The organism is Oryzobacter terrae (assembly GCF_042756445.1).
GTDB classification, from domain to species: Bacteria; Actinomycetota; Actinomycetes; order Actinomycetales; family Dermatophilaceae; genus Oryzobacter; species Oryzobacter terrae.
Genome location: NZ_CP170578.1, coordinates 3557565 through 3574518, shown reverse-complemented (window position 1 = coordinate 3574518; position 16954 = coordinate 3557565). Strand labels below are relative to the sequence as shown.

The following is a 16954-nucleotide window of genomic DNA, read 5'->3' as shown; positions in this document are numbered from 1 at the left end:
CGTCAGCGTCCGGCGGCGCGCAGCGCCGTCCGGACCATCGGCCACTGGAGCGGGAGGCGGGCGAGGGTGGCGACGAAGGTCGCCCGCGAGGGGGTGTCGCCCCGCCGGGCCGCCCGCCGGCCGTGGTCGACGCTCATCTGGACGTTCGCCGGGAAGACCGCGACGAGCAGTGCCGCGGATCCCCAGCCGGCTGCTCGACGGGTGGCGGGGTGGAGCAGCCCTGCGGCACAGGCGATCTCGGCGATCCCACTGGCGTGGACGAGGAGGCGCTTGCGGGGCAGGACGTGCGGCACGATCCCCTCGTACACCTCCGGCCGCAGGAGGTGGATGACGCCCGACGTCGCGAGGATCGTCGCGAGTCCCGCGACGTCACGGCTGAGGGGTGGGACGCTGGCCATGCCTGATCAAACCACCCCGGGCCGCAGGTCAGAGCAGCACGGTCGTGAAGTCGCCGACCTGGCGGAAGCCGAGCCGCTCGTAGGTGGCCCGCGCCGCGGCGTTGAAGTCGTTGACGTACAGCGAGACCATCGGCGCCGGCCCGACCATCACCTGCTCGAGGACGCTCGCGAGCATCGGCACCGCGAGCCCCTGCCCGCGCAGCCGCGGCGCCAGCCAGACGCCCTGGAGCTGGGCGCAGCCGAGGGCGAGGCTGCCGACGTCGGTCTTGAAGATGACCTCGCCGTCCTCGATGACGACGAAGGTGTGGCCACGGGCGGCGAGCGCCGTGAGCGAGGCCCGGTAGCCGCGGTCGCTCCCCCGGTAGGGCGGGTAGCCGATCTCGGCCGTGAACATGTGCTCGGCGGCCGGGAGGATGAGGTCGACCTCCTCGGGACGCGCGGGGCGCACCCGGGGGTCGAGCTCGACCCCGAGGGCCGACGGTGGCCGGTCGGCGACGAGGAGCGGCTGGTGCGCGCGCATCGACCGGGCCGGGCCCCAGAACGGCGAGAGCTGTCGCCACATCCCGTCGACCTCATCACGGGGGCCGAACACCGAGGCGCAGCGACCCCGCCAGCGGCGCACCCGCTCCGCGAAGGCCGGACGGCTCTCCTCGGTCGTCGCGACGGGGACGACGTTGGCGCTGGCCCAGCACAGGGACGTCAGCTCGCCGTCGACCCGGTGGCCGAGGACGCTCGTCAGCGACCCGGTGCGCGCCCCCTCGAGGACGCGTGCGGCGACGAACACCCCGCGCGGGAGGTCACGGGCGCACACGGCGAGGGCGTCGTCACGGTCGGCGAGCGACAGTGGACGGACCGGGGAGCGCGTGCGCAGCACGGCACCAGCGTAGGGCCCCGGTGCTCCCCACCGCCCCTGTCCGTCTGCGGGGGCCCACCCGGACACCGGTCCTTCCCACCGGAAGGCCTCCGGTGGGAAGGACGGGGAACCCGGGGGGAGCCCATGGGCGGGCGACCCGGCACCCCTCAGGCGGGCACGCCGACCCTCCCGGCGGGCTCCGTCTCGCTCGGGGCGGACGCCACCTGCGGACGCCACCGCCGGACGAGCTCGCGGGCCGCCACTCCCTCGACGACCAGGCACACGAGCATGATGAGGACGCCCGCTCCCTGCCTCGGCGAGAGCGGCTGCTCGACGTCCTGCCAGGTGACCCACAGGGTCAGCCCGACGAGGGCGACCCCGGGCAGTGCGAGCCAGCGCCGCCGGTCGGTGAGCATGACGACCCCGGCCACCCCGGGCGCCATGATCGCGCCGGCCGCACTGAAGAGCAGGACGAACGGCAGCCCGAGCAGGCGCCACCACCACGACCGCCCGGCGAGCCGCTGCGAGCGCACGACGGCGACGAGGGCGCCGACGAGCCCGGCCGTCCCGATGATGAAGAGGGTCCCCGACCAGGTGAACTCCGGCGAGGTCGCCAGCAGCCGCATGAAGCCGCGGGCCACGCTCCCCCAGACGAGACCGAGGACGAGGCCGAGGGCGGCGGCTCGCGCCGTCCTCGCCATCACCACACCACCGGGAGGCAGGCGAGGCGGCCACCGGCGAGTCCGGTGTGGTGGTCGGTCTCCATCGCGTGGACGACGACCGAGCGGGTGCCGGCGACGGGGACGAACGGGACCTTCGCCGTCGACGTCCCCGCCCCGTCCTCCACGGTGAAGTCGAGCCACACCTCGGTGTCCTCGCTGATCTCGTTGTCGGGCGGCAGGATCCCGGCGAGGACGTCGGTGTTGTAGTGGCCGCCGGCCGCGGCACCGTTGCCGGCGACGCACGGCCCGACGTGCAGGTGGGCGCCGAAGGTGTCGCCCTCGGCCGCGGCGCCGACGCCCGACACCCGCAGCACGGCGTGGCTGGCCTTCGCCGAGACGACCACCTGGAAGGCCGCGTGGGCGCCGTCGAACGGCCCGGCGGTCGCGGTCTGGAGGTCCGAGAGCGGGCCGTCCGCCCGGACGAGGGGGCCGTGCGGTGCCGCAAGGGCTGCCGCGGGGGCGGCGGTCAGTGCCACGATGGCCGTGGCGACGGCGAGGCGGCGGGAGGTGGAGGACATGGGCTTTCCTTCCGGTCGGGTCCGCAGGAGTGCTGACACGAGGAAGACGTCCGCCGCCCCGCCGGAGGGTGACGTCGGGGACCCGCAGACCTCGACGAGGATCGACGCGCGAATTCGTCAGGACCCGGTGTCACCCGAACCGCCGTCTCGCTCGTCCGTTCCCGTGATGGAGGTCGCCTCGCTCACCGCGCAGGGCTCCCTCGCGGCACCTGCCGCGGAGGTGCCCGACGTCGCGGTGCTCTTCGACGCCGAGGCCGCCTCCCTCACCCGGCTCGCCCGGTTCTACGTCGACGACACGACGGCAGCCGAGGACCTCGTCCAGGAGGCCTTCATCCGCTTCGCGCGCAGCAGCGGTCGCCTGCGCGACCAGGCGAGGGCGGCGGCCTACCTCCGCTCGATCGTCATCAACCTCGCCCGGGACCACAACCGTCGCGGGTTCGTCTCGTGGCGACACCGGCCCCCCGCCCACCCCGATGCCCCGTCGGCGGCCGAGACCGCCGAGGAGCGCGCCGAGCGCGCCGCGGTCGTCGACGCGCTGCGGGCGCTGCCCCGGCGCCAGCGCGACTGCGTGACGCTGCGCTACTACTACGACATGCCCGTGGCCGAGATCGCCGCGACCCTGGGCCTGTCGGCCAACACGGTCAAGACCCACCTGCAGCGCGGTCTCGACACCCTCGGCACGACCCTGGAGGCCCACCGATGACCCACCTCGAGGACCGCATCTCGCACGCCCTGCGCGACGCCCCCACCACCCCGTCCACCGACCTGTTCGACCGCGTCGTCGACAGCATCGCCGCCGACCGGCGCCGCCGCCGGAGTCTCGCCCTCGCCGGGGCCGCCGGCATCGGCGTCGTCGTGGCCGCGACGGTCGCCGTGCTCACCCTCACCCCCCGCTATCCGGACGGAGCCCTCGCCATGCCCTGGTGGATCCTCGAAGTCGGCACCACGCTCGTGCTCCTCGCCCTCGCCGTCTGGCTCGGGCCCTTCATCAAGCGGTTCGGCCGGGCGTACGCCGCCGACGTCTTCCACGACAACCCGCTGACCGGCAAGAGCTACATCGTGCTCACCGACGTCGTCTACTACCTCATCTTCGCCGCGTACATCCTCGGCACGAGCACGTTCGCGCCGCACGAGGGGTGGAACAACTCGAGCACCGGCACGGTCTCGCCCGACCAGGTGCAGGCCGCGAGCATCCGGGTGGCCGGCATCCTCCTCGTCATCGGGATCCTGCACGGCCTCAACATCGTCCTCATGCCCGTGCTCGGTCGGCTGTTCTCGCTCAACCGCCGCGTGCCGGGGCCCCGGGGCCCGGACCGCGAGCCCGTCGACCTCGACCGCTGACCCCGGCTCGCTCGCCGGGGTCGGCGGAATCGGCGGGGTCGGCGCGCTCGGTGGGGGTGGGCGGCGTCCGGTCGGGTGGGCGGCGTCCGGTCGGGTGGGCGGGGTCCGGTCGGGTGGGCGGGGTCCGGTCGGGTGGGCGGCGTCCGGTCGGGTGGGCGGGGTCCGGTCAGGTGGGCGGCGTCCGGTCAGGTGGGCGCGGTCCGGTCAGGTGGGCGCGGTCCGGTCAGGCCGCGAGGTCGCGGACGGACGCCGGGGTCGTCGTGTGCGTCCGGCCGGTGGGAGCCGTCCACGTGCAGGTGCCGTGCTCGTCCATCGTGACCCGCCAGCCCGCGTGGTGCTTGAAGGCGTGGTGGGTGGGGCACAGGCAGTGCAGGTTCTCCTCGGCGGTGTCGCCGAGCGGGTGGGGCACGAGGTGGTCGAGCTGGCAGCGCTGCGCGGGGACCGAGCATCCGGGGAAGCGGCACCTGCCGTCGCGGGCACGGACCCGGGCGACCAGGGCCGCGCGGGGGCGGTAGGTCCGGCGCCTGTCCGGCGGGCCGTCGGCCTGACCTCGTTCGGACGTGGTGACCCGCAACCGGGTGGCGGGGTCGTCGAGGATGGCGACGACGTGCTCGGGGAGCAGGGCGGTCGCCCCCGGGGCCTCGACGAGCCCGTCGACGAACCACACCGTGCCGTCACCGTCGGGAGGAGCGTCCGGAGGACGGCGTCGAGGTGGGTGGGTAGTGAGGAAGGGGTTGCCTGCCGTCTCGAGGTGCTCGCCCAACCTCAGGCCGTGACCGCGTTCGAGCTGCCCGGCGCCCAGCGTGGCGCGGGTGTGGCTGCCGGCGACGAGGTCGACGAGCAGGGGGTCGACCTGCACGACGTCGGGGTGCCCTCTCCCGGCGTCGGCGGCGGGCCCACTCAGGTGCTCGCGGATGACGGAGAGCGGGTCCCGGCGGGTGACGAGCGTCGGGGTGGCAGCGGTGGACACCGGGAGGACGAGCTCGACGAGGGTCTCGACGACCGCGTTCGCCATGGCGAGGTCGGTGAGGGCATCGACCCGCGCGGCCTCGACCGTGCGCCTGGCGCCGGTCCGGCGGTCGGCGGTGAGGTACTCCTGCGCGAGGGCGTCGACGGCGCCCCAGAGGGTGCGCGAGGTGTCGTCGGGCAGGTCGGCGATCCAGCGCATCAGCCCGGGAACCTCCGACGGGGCGACGCGCAGGCCGCGGCGCGCGGGTGCCTGTCGGTGGGCGCGGGTCGGGCTGTCGGGGTCGGCCTTGGCTGCGGCTCGGCGCGCCCGGTCGACGAGGCGGGGCTTGGGCAGGCGGGTGACGTCGGTGCCGTGGAGGCGGGCCTCGAACTCGGTCAGCCGCTCGAGGGCGACGTCGCCGGCGGCGACGACGACACCGTCGACCCGCCACGGCTCCAGCTCACCGGCCAGGGCCAGGCCGAGGGTGCGCGGCAGCTCCATGAGCAGCCGAGCGCGGTTGAGCCGGGTGCGCATCGTGCGCGGCGCGACGTTGAGCAGCGGTGCCAGCGAGGACGCCGCCACGGCGTCGGGCTCAGGGATGGGAACGACCCTCGACCCGCCTCGGTCCCTGACCTCGGCGGTGTGGATCTCCATCTCGTCGGTCGTCAGCTCGGCGAACCGGTCGACCGCGACCGCCTGCAGGGCGTGGGCCCAGGACGCGACCTTCTGCGTGGCGACGACCACGGCCTCCACGGCCTCGGCAGGAAGGGCGAGGACGGCGTCGGGGCTCAGCGTGGACAGGACGACGGCCAGCTCGGCCGGGTGCGTGTCTCGCACCTGCCGCATGCTCGGGATCCCCGTCTCCATGCTCCAACGCTAGACCCGACCACTGACAGCGACTCGTCCCGAACCGGTTCTCCCACAGGCCTTCAGGTCACTGAACCATCACGATTCCCCCGACCGAAGGACCGGCCGGTGGAGGTCGGCGTTGTCGAGCACCCACGTGGCACGCCGGGACGGCGCGACCTCCTCGAGGTAGAGCCGCTGACCACCGACGTACCGCGCGTTGGTCGCCGACTCGGGGTCGCCCTCCTCCGGCCCGACGGCACCGAAGCGCGCGTTGCCTCGCGACACCGACACGGCGAAGGGCACCTCGACCCACACGCTCGCGTCCCAGAGGTCGGCGAGCTCCGGGCGGTGGAGGAACACGCCGTCCACCAGCAGCAGGGCGTCGTCACCGGCCGGAGGTTCGGGAGACGGATCGATCGTCACCTCGAGCTCGACGTCGTGGACGGCGTGCACCCACGGCAGGCCGGCGCGGAACGCACGGACCAGCCGGTCCCGGATCGCGCGATGGTCGTAGGAGTCGCGGTAGAAGCCCTCGGCGGTCCTGCCGCGGGCGTACCGTTCGGTGCGAGGACGGTGGAAGGCGTCGACACCGACGCGGTGAACCTCCCGCCGCGGTGCGAGGAGGGTGGCGAGCTCGCGGCCCAGCACGGTCTTGCCCGCTCCGTCGACGCCGTCGAGGGCGACGACCGCCCGTTCCCCCGGCCGCACCACGGCCAGGTGTGCCGCCAGCTCTTCGAGCACGGCGGCACGACGACCGGTGGGCACCGGTGGTTCGAACGCGTCGAGCCGACCGGACGCCATCGGAGAGGTCAGGGGCGACGCGACCGCGTCAGTTCGAGACGGTGACCGAGGGCGCGCCTGCGGACTCCTCGTCCATCGGCTCGCCCATCTCCTCGGCGATCCGCATGGCCTCCTCGATGAGGGTCTCGACGATCATGTTCTCGGGAACCGTCTTGATGACCTCGCCCTTGACGAAGATCTGGCCCTTGCCGTTGCCGGACGCGACACCGAGGTCGGCCTCGCGCGCCTCCCCCGGCCCGTTGACGACGCAGCCCATGACGGCGACGCGCAGCGGGACGGTCATGCCCTCGAGACCTGCGGTGACCTCGTCAGCGAGCTTGTAGACGTCGACCTGGGCGCGGCCGCACGACGGGCACGAGACGATCTCGAGCTTGCGGGGGCGCAGGTTGAGCGACTGGAGGATCTGGATGCCGACCTTGACCTCCTCGACCGGCGGCGCCGAGAGCGAGACCCGGATCGTGTCGCCGATGCCCTGCGAGAGCAGCGCACCGAAGGCCGTGGCCGACTTGATGGTCCCCTGGAACGCCGGGCCCGCCTCGGTGACGCCGAGGTGCAGCGGCCAGTCGCCGCGCTCGGCGAGCATCTGGTAGGCCTTCACCATGACGACGGGGTCGTTGTGCTTCACCGAGATCTTGAAGTCGTGGAAGTCGTGCTCCTCGAACAGGCTCGCCTCCCAGACGGCCGACTCGACGAGCGCCTCGGGGGTCGCCTTGCCGTACTTCTTCATCAGGCGCGGGTCGAGCGAGCCGGCGTTGACGCCGATGCGGATCGAGACACCCGCGTCCTTCGCCGCCGCGGCGATCTGCTTGACCTGGTCGTCGAACTGGCGGATGTTGCCCGGGTTGACCCGCACGGCCGCACACCCGGCGTCGATGGCCGCGTAGACGTACTTCGGCTGGAAGTGGATGTCGGCGATGACCGGGATCTGCGACTTGCGCGCGATCGCGGGCAGCGCCTCGGCGTCGTCCTGGCTCGGGCACGCCACGCGCACGATGTCGCAGCCGGAGGCCGTGAGCTCGGCGATCTGCTGGAGCGTGGAGTTGATGTCGGTGGTCGGTGTCGTCGTCATCGACTGCACCGACACGGGGGCGTCGCCACCGACCTCGACCTTGCCCACGCGGATCTTCCGGCTCTGGCGACGAGGGGCGATGACGGGCGCAGGCAGGGCGGGCATACCGAGGGAGACGGACATGGAACCAAGCGTACGTGGGCGACCTCGGAGGGCCATGATCGACGTCGTGGAGACCAGGGACGCCCTCGACCGCGCCATCGCCTCGCACCGGGAGGCGGCGCACCTGCGCGGCCTCCTCCACGCGCTGCGCGACGAGATCGGGCAGGCCCGGTCCACCCTCGAGTCGGCCCGGCTGCGCCACGGGGCCGAGACCGACGACGTGCGCCGCCTCGAGGGCATCCGCGTCTCGGCCCTGCTCGCCGCGGTCCGGGGGACCCGCACCGGCGAGCTGCACCGCGAGCGGGCCGAGGAGGTCGCCGCCCGGTACGCGCTCGAGACCGCCACCCGCTCCGTCGAGGCGCTCGAGGCCAGGCACGCCGCCCTCGACGCCCGGCTGGCCGGCCTCGGCGACACCGAGGCCCGGCGCGAGGAACGCGCCCAGGCGCACGCCGAGGCGTTCCGGACGGCCGGACCCGCCGTCCCGGGCCTCGAGCGGGTGCTCGACGAGCTGACCGCCGTGCGCGCGGAGGCCGTCGAGGTCGACGAGGCCCTCGGCGCGGGGCGCGCGGCGCTCTCCCAGCTCGAGGCCGCGCGGTCCGAGCTCGGCTCGGCCGACTCGTGGTCGGCCTACGACACCTGGTTCGGCGGCGGGATGGTCTCCTCGATGGTCAAGCACGACCGGATCGACGCGGCGGCGGGGCGGATCGCCTCGGCGCAGCGCGCCCTCGCCGACTTCTCCCGCGAGCTCGCCGACGTGGGCCCGGCGCACCGGATCTCGGCCGACCTCGGCATCACCCCGATGACGCGCACGCTGGACGTGTGGTTCGACAACATCTTCACCGACCTCTCGGTCCGGTCGCGGATCAAGGAGTCCTCCGCCGACGTCGACGCGGCGCTGACGTCGGTCCGGGCGGCCGTGCAGGCGCTGACGGCACGGAGGGCGGACCTCAGGACCCATGGGGCCGACCTGCGCCGAGAGCGGGACGCGCTCCTCGGCGGCACGCCATGATCGACCTCGTGGAGACCAGGGAGACCCTCGACCGGGCCGTCGCCGAGGACGCCGAGGCCACGACGCTGCGCGCGAAGCTGCGGGCGCTGCGGGCGCAGGCGGCCACCGAGCGCTCCTCCCTCGAGGCCGTCCGCGGCCGGCACCGCCGCGAGGAGGAGGACGTCGACCGGCTCGACGGCCTCGGCCTGACGAGCCTGACCTCCCTCCTCCGCGGGTCGAGGAGCGCCGACCTGCGGCGCGAGCGCGCCGAGGAGGAGGCGGCCCGTGCCGACCTCAAGTCGGCGCTGGCCCGCCTCCAGACCGTCGAGACGCAGGCCGAGGAGGTCGACCGCAGGCTGGCCCGGCTCGGCGACACCGCCACGACGCGCGAGGCCGCGGCCGACGCCCACGCCCGGGCGCTCGTCGCCGTCGGCGGTCTCGAGGGCGCCGCGGTGGCGGCGGTCCTGACCGAGCTCGACGAGGCGGACGCCGCCGTGAGGGAGCTGACCCGCGTGCGGGATGCCGGTGCCCGGGCCGCCACCGCCCTCGACGGCGCGCGGCGCGAGCTCGAGAGGGCGGGCAGCTGGTCCACGTTCGACGCCTTCGGCGGGGGCGAGCTCATCGGCTCGGCCGCGAAGCACCAGCGGATGGAGGGCGCGGGCCGGTTCATCGTCGACGCGCAGGACGCCTTCTTCGACTTCGCGTCGGCCGTGCGCGACCCCGGGCCGGTGACCCGGCTGCGGCCGGACCTCGGCGTCGGCTCGGTGCGCTCCGGCCTCGACATCTGGCTGGACGACCCGGTCAGCGACCGGACCGTGCACCGCTCCATCGCGCGGACCGCCGAGCAGGTGGAGGCCGCGGCGACCTTCGTGCGCGACGCCCTGGCCCGGACCCTGCAGGAGCAGGCCGCCCTCGAGGCGCGGTGCCTCGAGCTCCGGGAGCGGCGCGACGCCCTCCTCAGCCCCCGAGGTTGACCGGGTTGACGAGGTCGGCGTAGATGAGCAGCAGCGAGGCGCCGAGCAGCACGACCGAGACGGTGTACGCCACCGGCAGGGCCTTGGCGACGTCGACGTAGCCGGGGTCGGGGCGACCGACGAGCCGCGCGGCTCCGCGCTTCAGCCCCTCCCAGAGCGCGCCGGCGACGTGGCCGCCGTCGAGCGGGAGCAGCGGGATGAGGTTGAAGACGAAGAGCATGAAGTTCAGGCCGGCGAGCAGCGAGAGGATGACCCACAGCTTGTCGCCGACCGACTCCCCGACGAGGGCGTCGTACTTGCCCGAGCTCACCTCGCCGGCGACGCGTCCGACGCCGACGACCGACATCGGGCTGTCGACCTCGCGCTCGGCGTCGCCGAAGGCGGCGTTCCAGACGCCGACCATCCGCTGCGGCACGTGGACGAGCGCCTCGGCGGTGCGGCTGACGTAGGTCCAGATGATCCCGGGCACGGCGGTGACCGGCTGGGGCACGAACTCGGTGGGGGCGGCCGAGCGCACGCCGAGGAAGCCGGCCTCGGTCGTCGGGGTCGTGCCGTCGGCGTTGACGACGGGCAGGCCGTCGGCGTCGAGGACCGGGACGACGTTGCGGATGGGCGTCGCGGTGAGGGTGACCCGCTCGCCGTCGCGCTCGACGACGATCGGTACGGCCTCACCGATGCGCGGCCGGACGATGTCGCCGACGTCGCGCGTGTCGGTGACCGGCTCGCCGGCGATGGAGACGAAGCGGTCTCCGGGGAGCAGCCCCGCGGCGAGCGCCGGCGTGGGCGGCAGGCCCTCGCACGACGTCGTGGAGGCGGCCTGGGTCACCGGGGCGACGCACTGGGAGACCGAGGCGACCTCGGCTCCGGGACGCGCGGTGGCGACGCCGTGGACGGTGACGAGGATGGTGAGCAGGACGATGCCGATGAGGAGGTTCATCACCGGCCCACCCATCATGACGAGGACCTTCCTCGGCACGGTGAGCTTGTAGAACACGCGGTTCTCGTCGCCGGGGCGGACCTCCTCAAGGCTCGCCGCGCGGGCCTCGTCGACGAGTTGGGTCAGCCGGCCGGTGCTCGAGGCGCGGACCATGCCGGGGTCGTCGCCCTTGCGGGGCGGAAACATCCCGATCATCCGGATGTAGCCGCCGAGCGGGATGGCCTTGACGCCGTACTCGGTCTCGCCGCGTCGCCGCGACCAGATGGTGGGGCCGAAGCCGACCATGTACTGGGTCACCCGGACGCCGAAGCGCTTGGCGGGGACGAGGTGGCCGACCTCGTGGAGGGCGATGGACAGCGCGACGCCGACCGCCATGAGGAGCACGCCGAGGACGAAGGCGAGAACGGTCACCGTGCCTCCTCCGGGACGTGGGTGCTGCTCGGGAGCCCGAGCACCTCGGCGGCCCGACGGCGGGCCCACCGGTCGGCGGCGAGCACTCCCTCAACGCTCGAGGCGTCGCCGGTGCTCCCGTCGTGGTCGACGACGACCCGCTCGACCGTGTCGACGATGTCGGTGAAGCGGATCGTGCCGTCGTGGAAGGCGTCGACGCCGACCTCGTTGGCCGCGTTGTACACCGCAGGATACGTCCCGCCGGCCTCCCCCACCTGGCGGGCGAGGCGCACCGCGGGGAACGCCTCGTCGTCGAGCGGGTGGAAGTCCCACGACTGCGCGAGCGACCAGTCGCAGGGCACGTCGACGTCCTCGAGGCGCTCGGGCCACGACAGCCCGAGGGCGATGGGGACGAGCATCCGGGGTGGTCCGAGCTGGGCGATCGTCGAGCCGTCGTGGAACTCGACCATCGAGTGGATCTGCTGCTGGGGGTGCACGACGACGTCGATCCGGTCGAAGGGGACGTCGAAGAGCAGGTGCGCCTCGATGACCTCGAGGCCCTTGTTGACCAGCGTCGCCGAGTTCGTCGTGATGACCCGCCCCATCGCGAAGTTCGGGTGGGCGAGGGCCTGCTCGGGGGTGACGTCGGCGAGCTCGGCGCGGCTGCGCCCGCGGAACGGGCCACCGCTGGCCGTCACGACGAGGCGGCGCACCTCGGAGCCCCGGCCGCCGCGCAGGGCCTGCGCGATGGCGCTGTGCTCGGAGTCGACGGGGACGATCTGGTCGGGTCGCGCCGCGGCGCGCACGAGCGCGCCCCCGACGATGAGCGACTCCTTGTTGGCCAGCGCGAGCACCGACCCCGACTCGAGGGCGGCGAGCGTCGGGCGCAGGCCGATGGAGCCGGTGATCCCGTTGAGGACCACGTCGGCGCCGCACCCGGCGGCCACGGTGGCGGCCTCCTCCCCCACGACGACCTGTGGGTGGTGGTCGGGGCGACCCGCGGCGGCAGCCGCGGCGGCGACGGCCGCACGGACGTCGTCGACCGAGCCGGTGGCGACCGCTATGAGCGGGACCTCGTGCGCGACGGCCTGGCGGGCGACGAGCTCGACGTTGCCGCCGGCCGAGAGCGCGACGACCCGGAACCGCCCGGGGTGCGCGGCGACGACCTCGAGGGCCTGGGTGCCGATCGAGCCGGTGCTGCCGAGGACGGCGACGGTGCGGGTGCTCACCCGGCCATTGTCCGTCGTCCGGCGCCTCGTGGTGACCTGGGGGTCACGTGGTGAAGACCCGCTCCTCGATGAGCTGCTCGTCGACGACCTTGGCCTCGGGGTGGAAGCGGCCGTGCTCGAAGTCCTTCTGGACCTCCAGCTCGACCTGGCCCAGGCCGTGGCGGTTCTTCTCGACGGTGATGACCGCCCAGCGGCGGAAGCGCTTGATGCTGCCGAGGTCGTAGACGAGGTGCTCGCGCGAGACCACGTTCTCCTTGCTCGACAGAATGAGGACGAGGTCGGCCTCGTAGGCCAGCGACGAGGAGCCCTTGAGGTCGCGGGTGCGCATCCGGTGGCCGGCGCCCAGTCCCTCGCGCTCGGCGGCGGTGATCGCCATGATCGGGCAGCCGAGCTCGAGGCTCATGTCCTTGAGGGTCTCGGTGACCGTCGTGACGCGCTCGATCTCGAGCCCCGTCCAGCCGGTGATCGGGATCTTCTGGAGGTAGTCGATGAGGACCATCGGCGGCTCGCCGGCCTTCTCGGTGATCTCGGTGATGGTCCGGGCGATCTCCGACGTCGTCGTCGTCTTGTTCGACTCGTGGAGGTGCAGCCGCGGGGCGTACTCCTGGACCGTCGTCAGCGCCTCGACGCCGTAGGGGACACGGGCGATGGCGTGGGCCAGGCCGCGGCGATCGGGGTCCTCGGCCTCGAAGACGGCGCGCACCGCGCGCACGTCGGCGGCGGCGGAGTGGTGCTGGCCCGACTCCGTCGCGGCCATCGCGGCCTCGAGGGAGATGAGGCGCTGGAGCAGGGTTGTCGACTCGTGCTCGAAGGAGAAGACGACCGCGTGGCGGCCGGCGCGGACCGCGTTGCGGACGAGCTGGACGGCCAGGGTCGTCTTGCCCGCGCCCTCGGTGCCGCCCATGAGGACGAGCTCGCCGGAACGGAGCCCACCGTCGAGGGTGGAGTCGAGGAGGTGGAAGCCGGTGGGCCACACCTGGGCACCCGGTCGGGTGCCGTGCCGCAGCGCCTCGTCGGTCTCCTCGAGGATGTCCTGGATGCTGCGGCGGCGGTCCGGGCCGTGCGTCGCACGGCTCTCGCCGTAGCTGCTGGTGCTCATGACCGCAATGACAGCATCGAAGGGGCCCCGGCGTCAGCCGATCCGCAGAACGCCGTCCGGACGGTGGCCCTCACAGGGCCAACCCGACGTACTTGGTCTCGAGGTACTCGTCGATCCCCTCGAACCCGCCCTCGCGGCCGTACCCGGACTGCTTGACGCCGCCGAACGGGGCGGCGGGGTTGGACACGATGCCCGTGTTGACCCCGATCATCCCGAACTCCATGGCCTCGGCGACGCGCAGCACGCGGCGCTGGTCGTTGGTGTAGACGTAGCCGACGAGCCCGAACTCGCTGCTGTTGGCCTTGGCGACGGCGTCGGCCTCGTCGGTGAACGTCGCGACCGGGGCCACCGGCCCGAAGATCTCCTCGGCGAGCAGGCGGCTGTCGGCCGGGACGTCGGCGAGGACGGTCGGCTCGTAGAAGAACCCCTTGCCGGCGACGGGGCCGCCCCCCGTGAGGACGGTCGCACCCCGCCCGACCGCGTCCTCGACGAGCTCGTGGACCTTGCCCCGCTGCTTCTCGGTGATGAGCGGCCCGACGTCGACGCCCTTCTTCGTGCCCTTGCCGACGACGAGGGAGCCCATCCGCCTCGCCATCTTGGCCGCGAACTCCTCGGCCAGGGACTCGTGGACGTAGAACCGGTTCGCCGCGGTGCACGCCTCACCGATGTTGCGCATCTTGGCGAGCATCGCGCCGTCGACGGCGGCGTCGACGTCGGCGTCCTCGAAGACGAGGAAGGGGGCGTTGCCGCCGAGCTCCATCGACAGGCGCAGCAGCTGCTCGGCCGACTGCTCGACGAGCACCTTGCCGACGGCGGTCGACCCGGTGAAGGTCAGCTTGCGCAGGCGGGAGTCGCGGATGAGCGGCTCGCACACGTCGCCGCTGTGGGTCGTCGTCACGACGTTGAGGACGCCGTCGGGCAGGCCGCACTCCTGGAGGACCTTGGCCAGGAGCAGCATCGTCAGCGGCGTCTCGTGGGCGGGCTTGACGACCATGGTGCAGCCGGCGGCGATGGCCGGGCCAATCTTGCGGGTGCCCATGGCCAGCGGGAAGTTCCAGGGCGTGATCATCAGCGTGGGTCCGACCGGCTGCTTCATCGTCAGCAGCCGGGTGGCCCCGTTGGGGGCCACGGAGTACCGGCCGTGGACGCGCACCGCCTCCTCGGCGAACCACCGGAAGAACTCGGCGCCGTACGCCACCTCACCCTTGGCCTCGGCGACCGCCTTGCCCATCTCGAGGGTCATGAGCAGCGCGAAGTCGTCGGCGCGGGCCGTGAGCACCTCGAACGCGGAGCGGAGGATCTCGCTGCGCTCACGCGGCGCGACGGCGGCCCAGGACGCCTGCGCCTCGTGGGCGGCGGCCAGCGCCGCCATTCCGTCGTCGGGGGTGCCGTCGGCGACGGTCGCCAGGCGGGCGCCGGTGGCCGGGTCGGTGACGTCGAAGCGCTCACCGCCGCTCCCCTCGCGCCAGCGGCCGCCGATGAGCAGGCCGGTGGGGACCTCGTCGAGCAGTGCCTTCTGGGTCAGGGCCATGGCGGTGTCGTCCTCCGTGGTGGTCGCGGGCGGGTACGTCGCACCCTCGTCGACCCTATGCCGGGTCGGTGGCCGGGTGCAGGGGCCTGGTGCTCGGGGCGGGTCAGCGGTCCTCGAGACCCCACGGGGAGCCGTAGCCCTCGGGCTTCGGCGCGGCGAGGAGGTCGAGGAAGGGCACGGCGTCGAAGGCCTCGGGGCCGAGCACCCCGGCCCCGGCCCAGGTGCCGTCGGCGAGCAGCTCGAGGGCGACGACGGGGTTGACCGCCGTCTGCCACACGACGCACTGGGCGTCGTAGTCGCGCATCGTGTCGGCGTTGTCGGACACGTGGTAGAGGTACGTGCGGCGGGGCTGCCCGTCCTTGCCGGTGCCCGTGACCCACAGGCCGGCGCACGTCCTGCCCTCCATCCGCGGGCCGATCGTCACCGGGTCCGGGAGGACGGCGGCGACGACGTCGCGCGGGCTGACCTCGACGCCCTTGACCGACACGGGGTCGGTGCGGTCGAGGCCGAGCGTGTGGAGGGTCCGCAGGATCGAGATCATCTCCTCCCCCAGCCCGTACTTGAACGTCACCTTCTTCGCGTCGACCCAGCGGGGCATGAGGAGCACCTCCTCGTGCTCGACGTGGACGCACTCGACCGGGCCGATGCCGCCGGGGAAGTCGAAGACCTCGGGCTCGCTGAACGCGGGGAGGGTGAAGAAGCCGGCCTCGACGTCGTACTCGCCGTCGGCCCCGACCGCCCGGTCGCGCTCCCACACCACGGGCGGGTTGAGGCACTCCTCGATGATCGTCCACATCGAGAAGCCGGGGGCGAAGACCTCGTTGCCGTCCTCGTCGCGGATGACGAGGTTGGCGCCGTCGCGGGTGCCGAGCTCGTCGATCTCGCTGAACAGGTGGTCGGCGGCGTACCGCGCGAAGACGTCGGACAGCCCCGGTTCGACCCCGATGCCGACGAGGGCGAGGCGCCCGTCGGTCTCCCACGCGTCGGCCTGCGCGAGCTGCTCGTCGCCGAGCTTGACCCCGACCTTCGCGTACGGCTCGGTGGGGTGGCGCCGCGACAGGCTCATCGCCATGTCGAGGTAGTCGGCTCCGGCGGCGCGGGCTCCCTCGAAGATCGGCATGACGAAGCGCGGGTCCACCGCGTTGAACACGTGGGTCGCCCCGACCTCGCGCGCCAGGGCCGCGACGGCCTCGGCGTCCGAGGCGTCGACCTGCGCCGCGGAGAACCGGGACTCCCCGACGTCGCGGCCGGCGACCGCGGCGACGGTGCGCTCGGCGCGGGTGACGTCGTAGTCGGCGACGACCCAGGAGTCGAAGTACGGGCGTTCGGCGGCGATGCGGGCGGCGGCGTCGCCGACCCCGCCCGCCCCGACCATGAGGACGTGCATGGGTGGACCTCTCGTGGGTGGGTCAGGCGCGGGCCCGCTCGCGCCGCGACGCCAGCACCTGGCCGGTGACGACGACGGCGAGGGCGATGAGGAACATCAGCGTGCCGATGACGTTCACCTGCACCGGTGCACCGCGCTGCGCGGCGCCCCAGACGTACATGGGGAACGTGATCGAGCTCGGGCTCGCGTTGAAGTTGGTGATGATGTAGTCGTCGAAGCTGAGCGAGAACGCCAGGAGGCCACCGGCGAGGATGCCCGGGAAGGCGAGCGGCAGGGTGACCCGCAGGAACGTCTGCCCCGGGTTGGCGCCGAGGTCGGCCGCGGCCTCCTCGAGCCGGGGGTCGAGCGTGGCGACACGGGCCTTGACCGCGACGACGACGAACGAGATGCAGAACATGATGTGCGCGATGGTGACGGCCAGGCTCCCGGCCGGGATGCCCATCATGAGGAAGAGCGTCAGCAGGCTCGAGCCCATGACGACCTCGGGGGTCGCCATCGGCATGAAGATCAGCAGGTTCGTCGTCGACCGCGCACGGAAGCGGTAGCGCCCGAGGGCGAAGGCGATCATCGTCCCGAGCACGGTCGCCGTGAGGGACGCGATGAGCCCGATCCGCAGCGACAGGCCGAGCGAGTCGCAGATCCCCTGGGCGCCGCACGGGTTCATCCACGCGTCGGTCGTGAACGACTCCCACGTGTAGTTGTAGCGCCCCTTCGGGTCGTTGAAGGAGAAGACCGCGACGACGACGTTGGGGATGAGCATGTAGACGAGCACCCCGAGCGACGCGAGGAGCAGCAGGTTGCGGCGCAGCCACGTCAT

Annotated in this window: 17 protein-coding genes; 4 read left to right on the top strand and 13 right to left on the bottom strand. The window is 73.3% G+C overall.

Annotated features, from left to right (window positions below; all coding sequences use genetic code 11):
• Positions 1 to 2 precede the first annotated feature (2 nt).
• The 4 genes from ACFWN3_RS17120 to ACFWN3_RS17105 all read right to left on the bottom strand — a co-directional run bounded on the left by ACFWN3_RS17120 (position 3) and on the right by ACFWN3_RS17105 (position 2491).
• Positions 3 to 398, bottom strand: coding sequence for a DoxX family protein (locus ACFWN3_RS17120; RefSeq protein ID WP_377641686.1), 396 nt, complete (start codon positions 396 to 398; stop codon positions 3 to 5).
• A gap of 28 nt (positions 399 to 426) precedes the next feature.
• Complete coding sequence (locus ACFWN3_RS17115) at positions 427 to 1272, bottom strand: GNAT family N-acetyltransferase (RefSeq protein ID WP_377641684.1); 846 nt, start codon at positions 1270 to 1272, stop codon at positions 427 to 429.
• Between the two features lie 146 nt (positions 1273 to 1418).
• Positions 1419 to 1952 carry a hypothetical protein gene (locus ACFWN3_RS17110; protein WP_377641682.1) on the bottom strand — a complete coding sequence of 178 codons (534 nt, stop codon included), beginning with the start codon at positions 1950 to 1952 and terminating at the stop codon, positions 1419 to 1421.
• Positions 1952 to 2491 (bottom strand): hypothetical protein, encoded by a 540-nt coding sequence (locus tag ACFWN3_RS17105; RefSeq protein ID WP_377641680.1) that lies wholly within the window; start codon positions 2489 to 2491, stop codon positions 1952 to 1954. Before ACFWN3_RS17105 ends, ACFWN3_RS17110 begins: the two co-directional genes overlap by 1 nt.
• A gap of 166 nt (positions 2492 to 2657) precedes the next feature.
• Here ACFWN3_RS17105 and ACFWN3_RS17100 point away from each other — a divergent pair, with 166 nt between their 5' ends.
• Complete coding sequence (locus tag ACFWN3_RS17100) at positions 2658 to 3194, top strand: RNA polymerase sigma factor (RefSeq protein WP_377641678.1); 537 nt, start codon at positions 2658 to 2660, stop codon at positions 3192 to 3194.
• Positions 3191 to 3832: a hypothetical protein gene (locus ACFWN3_RS17095; RefSeq protein ID WP_377641676.1), complete on the top strand. Its 642-nt coding sequence runs from the start codon at positions 3191 to 3193 to the stop codon at positions 3830 to 3832. The genes ACFWN3_RS17100 and ACFWN3_RS17095 overlap by 4 nt, the downstream gene beginning before the upstream one ends.
• Before the next feature lie 223 nt (positions 3833 to 4055).
• On the opposite strand, the gene ACFWN3_RS17090 is transcribed toward ACFWN3_RS17095, so the two are convergent.
• The 3 genes from ACFWN3_RS17090 to ispG all read right to left on the bottom strand — a co-directional run bounded on the left by ACFWN3_RS17090 (position 4056) and on the right by ispG (position 7623).
• Positions 4056 to 5648, bottom strand: a complete 1593-nt coding sequence (locus ACFWN3_RS17090; protein WP_377641674.1) for an HNH endonuclease signature motif containing protein — start codon at positions 5646 to 5648, stop codon at positions 4056 to 4058.
• A 78-nt stretch (positions 5649 to 5726) separates the two neighbouring features.
• Positions 5727 to 6371, bottom strand: coding sequence for a uridine kinase (locus ACFWN3_RS17085; RefSeq protein ID WP_377641672.1), 645 nt, complete (start codon positions 6369 to 6371; stop codon positions 5727 to 5729).
• Between the two features lie 88 nt (positions 6372 to 6459).
• Positions 6460 to 7623 (bottom strand): flavodoxin-dependent (E)-4-hydroxy-3-methylbut-2-enyl-diphosphate synthase, encoded by a 1164-nt coding sequence (ispG, locus tag ACFWN3_RS17080; RefSeq protein WP_377641670.1) that lies wholly within the window; start codon positions 7621 to 7623, stop codon positions 6460 to 6462.
• A gap of 46 nt (positions 7624 to 7669) precedes the next feature.
• Between ispG and ACFWN3_RS17075 the strand changes: the two genes are divergently transcribed.
• A complete protein-coding gene (locus ACFWN3_RS17075) occupies positions 7670 to 8611 on the top strand; it encodes a hypothetical protein (RefSeq protein ID WP_377641668.1) in 942 nt (313 codons plus the stop codon).
• Positions 8612 to 8619: 8 nt separating this feature from the next.
• Entirely contained in the window at positions 8620 to 9564 is a 945-nt protein-coding gene (locus ACFWN3_RS17070; protein ID WP_377641666.1) for a hypothetical protein, read from the top strand.
• Here ACFWN3_RS17070 and ACFWN3_RS17065 read toward each other — a convergent pair.
• The 6 genes from ACFWN3_RS17065 to ACFWN3_RS17040 form a co-directional block, all read right to left on the bottom strand.
• Complete coding sequence (locus ACFWN3_RS17065) at positions 9548 to 10912, bottom strand: M50 family metallopeptidase (RefSeq protein ID WP_377641664.1); 1365 nt, start codon at positions 10910 to 10912, stop codon at positions 9548 to 9550. The genes ACFWN3_RS17070 and ACFWN3_RS17065 overlap by 17 nt on opposite strands.
• Positions 10909 to 12120, bottom strand: a complete 1212-nt coding sequence (dxr, locus tag ACFWN3_RS17060; RefSeq protein ID WP_377641662.1) for a 1-deoxy-D-xylulose-5-phosphate reductoisomerase — start codon at positions 12118 to 12120, stop codon at positions 10909 to 10911. Before dxr ends, ACFWN3_RS17065 begins: the two co-directional genes overlap by 4 nt.
• Before the next feature lie 43 nt (positions 12121 to 12163).
• Positions 12164 to 13219, bottom strand: a complete 1056-nt coding sequence (locus ACFWN3_RS17055; protein WP_377641660.1) for a DnaB-like helicase C-terminal domain-containing protein — start codon at positions 13217 to 13219, stop codon at positions 12164 to 12166.
• A gap of 70 nt (positions 13220 to 13289) precedes the next feature.
• Positions 13290 to 14750 (bottom strand): NAD-dependent succinate-semialdehyde dehydrogenase, encoded by a 1461-nt coding sequence (locus ACFWN3_RS17050; RefSeq protein WP_377641658.1) that lies wholly within the window; start codon positions 14748 to 14750, stop codon positions 13290 to 13292.
• 103 nt (positions 14751 to 14853) lie between these two features.
• Positions 14854 to 16137, bottom strand: coding sequence for a saccharopine dehydrogenase family protein (locus ACFWN3_RS17045; RefSeq protein ID WP_377641656.1), 1284 nt, complete (start codon positions 16135 to 16137; stop codon positions 14854 to 14856).
• 22 nt (positions 16138 to 16159) lie between these two features.
• The gene (locus tag ACFWN3_RS17040; protein WP_377641654.1) at positions 16160 to 16954 is read right to left on the bottom strand and encodes an ABC transporter permease; all 795 of its coding nucleotides are present in this window, start codon (positions 16952 to 16954) and stop codon (positions 16160 to 16162) included.

Coding starts and splice junctions, on each gene's coding strand:
- ACFWN3_RS17050 (WP_377641658.1), bottom strand. CDS start 14,750: ATGGCCCTGACCCAGAAGGCACTGCTCGACGAGGTCCCCACCGGCCTG.
- ACFWN3_RS17110 (WP_377641682.1), bottom strand. CDS start 1,952: ATGGCGAGGACGGCGCGAGCCGCCGCCCTCGGCCTCGTCCTCGGTCTC.
- ispG (WP_377641670.1), bottom strand. CDS start 7,623: ATGTCCGTCTCCCTCGGTATGCCCGCCCTGCCTGCGCCCGTCATCGCC.
- ACFWN3_RS17040 (WP_377641654.1), bottom strand. CDS start 16,954: ATGACGTGGCTGCGCCGCAACCTGCTGCTCCTCGCGTCGCTCGGGGTG.
- ACFWN3_RS17045 (WP_377641656.1), bottom strand. CDS start 16,137: ATGCACGTCCTCATGGTCGGGGCGGGCGGGGTCGGCGACGCCGCCGCC.
- ACFWN3_RS17100 (WP_377641678.1), top strand. CDS start 2,658: ATGGAGGTCGCCTCGCTCACCGCGCAGGGCTCCCTCGCGGCACCTGCC.
- ACFWN3_RS17120 (WP_377641686.1), bottom strand. CDS start 398: ATGGCCAGCGTCCCACCCCTCAGCCGTGACGTCGCGGGACTCGCGACG.
- ACFWN3_RS17090 (WP_377641674.1), bottom strand. CDS start 5,648: ATGGAGACGGGGATCCCGAGCATGCGGCAGGTGCGAGACACGCACCCG.
- ACFWN3_RS17105 (WP_377641680.1), bottom strand. CDS start 2,491: ATGTCCTCCACCTCCCGCCGCCTCGCCGTCGCCACGGCCATCGTGGCA.
- ACFWN3_RS17095 (WP_377641676.1), top strand. CDS start 3,191: ATGACCCACCTCGAGGACCGCATCTCGCACGCCCTGCGCGACGCCCCC.
- ACFWN3_RS17055 (WP_377641660.1), bottom strand. CDS start 13,219: ATGAGCACCAGCAGCTACGGCGAGAGCCGTGCGACGCACGGCCCGGAC.